This is a genomic window from Amycolatopsis sp. SID8362 (genome assembly GCF_010550475.1).
In the GTDB taxonomy this organism is placed as follows: Bacteria; Actinomycetota; Actinomycetes; order Mycobacteriales; family Pseudonocardiaceae; genus Amycolatopsis; species Amycolatopsis eburnea.
Genome location: NZ_JAAGNB010001333.1, coordinates 1 through 1,972, shown reverse-complemented (window position 1 = coordinate 1,972; position 1,972 = coordinate 1). Strand labels below are relative to the sequence as shown.

The 1,972-nt window shown below is 74.3% G+C and carries 3 protein-coding genes; 2 read left to right on the top strand and 1 reads right to left on the bottom strand.

The window, feature by feature from the left end; translation table 11 throughout:
• On the top strand, window positions 1-646 hold a 646-nt coding region (gene macS / locus G3I65_RS41140), incomplete at its 5' end, for a MacS family sensor histidine kinase (protein WP_239071753.1).
• Window positions 643-1,302 (top strand): response regulator transcription factor, encoded by a 660-nt coding sequence (locus G3I65_RS41135; protein WP_125309257.1) that lies wholly within the window; start codon window positions 643-645, stop codon window positions 1,300-1,302. The genes macS and G3I65_RS41135, both read left to right, overlap by 4 nt.
• A 3-nt stretch (window positions 1,303-1,305) precedes the next feature.
• Here the strand turns inward: G3I65_RS41135 and G3I65_RS41130 are convergent.
• A partial coding sequence (locus G3I65_RS41130; RefSeq protein ID WP_160700877.1) for a hypothetical protein occupies window positions 1,306-1,972 on the bottom strand: 667 nt, incomplete at its 5' end.

The following is a 1,972-nucleotide window of genomic DNA, read 5'->3' as shown; positions in this document are numbered from 1 at the left end:
CGCGACGCTGGGCCGCCGGTCCGCGGCGCGGCTGGAGCAGGCGCTGCGGAAGGAAGCGGCGACGGCCGAGCGGGAGCGGCTGGCCCGCTCGATCCACGACAGCGTGCTGCAGGTGCTCGCCCGGGTCCGCAAGCGCGGCAACGAGGTCGGCGGCGAGGCGGCGGAGCTGGCGAGGCTGGCCGGCGAGCAGGAGATCGCGCTGCGGTCGCTGGTGACGACCGAGCCGCTGACGCCGAACGACAGCGGCACGGTGAGCCTGCGCGCGGCGCTGCAGCTGCTCGCGACGTCGTCGGTGCAGGTCTCGACACCGGCGGACGACGTCGAGCTGCCCGCGCGCGTCACCGAAGAACTCGTCGCGGTCACCCGCGAAGCACTGGCGAACGTCGAGAAGCACGCGGGCCCCGGCGCGCACGCGTGGGTGCTGCTGGAGGACCTCGGCAGCGAAGTCGTGGTGAGCATCCGCGACGACGGACCGGGCATTCCGGACGGCGTTCTCGAGCGAGCGGCAGCGGAAGGACACCTCGGCGTGGTGGAATCCATCCGGGGGCGGGTCCGCGATCTCGGGGGGAGCGCGACCCTCGACACCGCGCCCGGCCAGGGCACGGAGTGGGAGGTCAGGGTGCCGAGCACGAGGGGTGCGAAATGAGCGAGCCGCGGATTTCGGTCATGGTGGTCGACGACCACCCGATCTGGCGCGACGGGGTGGCCCGCGACCTGACCGAGCACGGCTTCGACGTGAAGGCGACCGCGCCGGACGCCGACGCGGCGCTGCGCATCGCGCGGACCGTCCGGCCGGACGTCGTGCTGATGGACCTCAACCTCGGCACCACCTCGGGGGTGGACGCCACCCGGGAGATCACCGCGGCGCTGCCGTCGACGAAGGTGCTGGTGCTCTCGGCGAGCGGGGAGCACAAGGACGTCCTGGAGGCGGTGAAGGCCGGCGCGTCCGGCTACCTGGTCAAGTCGGCGTCCGCCGCGGAGCTGGTGGACGCCGTGCACCGGACCGCGGCGGGCGACCCGGTGTTCACCGCCGGGCTGGCCGGGCTCGTCCTCGGCGAGTACCGGCGGATGGCCGACGCCGGCGACACCACGGGTGCCGAGCCGCCCCGGCTGACCGAGCGCGAAACCGACGTCCTGCGTCTGGTCGCGAAGGGGCTGACCGCCCGGCAGATCGCCGAGCGGCTGGTGCTGTCGCACCGGACGGTGGAGAACCACGTGCAGTCGACGCTGCGGAAGCTGCAGCTGCACAACCGCGTCGAGCTGGCCCGCTACGCGATCGAGCACGGCCTCGACGAGGAGTGACCCTCACGGCAGCACGGCGAGGCCCGACCAGTCGCTCGTCGGCAGGGCGGCCGCGCCGAGGCGCCACCGCGGCTCGCCGGGGTGCCAGGCCCCGATGACGCCGTCTGCGAGCACGAGGTCGCCGTTCCCGGTCCAGTCGAGGCCGCCGCCGCGCTTGAGGTGCTCGCTCACGTACGGCATGCCCGGCGCGTGTTGCCAGGTCAGCGTCTCCGTGCGGAGCAGCCAGACGTCCCGGATCTGCGTGCTCGTGCCGCGGTAGGCCGGGTTGGCGAAGTCGATCGCGATCAGGCTGCCTTCGCGCGACGGGGCGACGGTCAGCAGGCCGCCGATCGCCGGTCTGGTGAGCTGCTTGCGGCCGTGGTCGCGCAGGTCGACGAGGGTGAGGTCGGTCAGGCCGTCGAGCAGCATCCGGTCCCCGGCGACGGCGAGGATGCGCGGCGCCTGCTCGACCGTGCGGCCGGTCGCCGGGTCGATCAGCGCGTCGGTGGACTCGGCTGCGCCGGAGTTGATGGTGATCAGCAGGCCGTGCGCGGTCTCGGCGCGGACCTGGGTGCGGCAGCTGGCGGGCTGGCCGCGGTCGGGCTCGCCGTCGCCCAGCGGGACGTGCTCCAGCCGGCAGGCGTCCGGCGCGTCCTGCCGGATCAGCCACACGCCCGTGCCGGCCGCGTCC

Excerpts from the sequence above, each read along its gene's own strand:
- G3I65_RS41135 (WP_125309257.1), top strand. The coding sequence starts at position 643 with ATGAGCGAGCCGCGGATTTCGGTCATGGTGGTCGACGACCACCCGATC.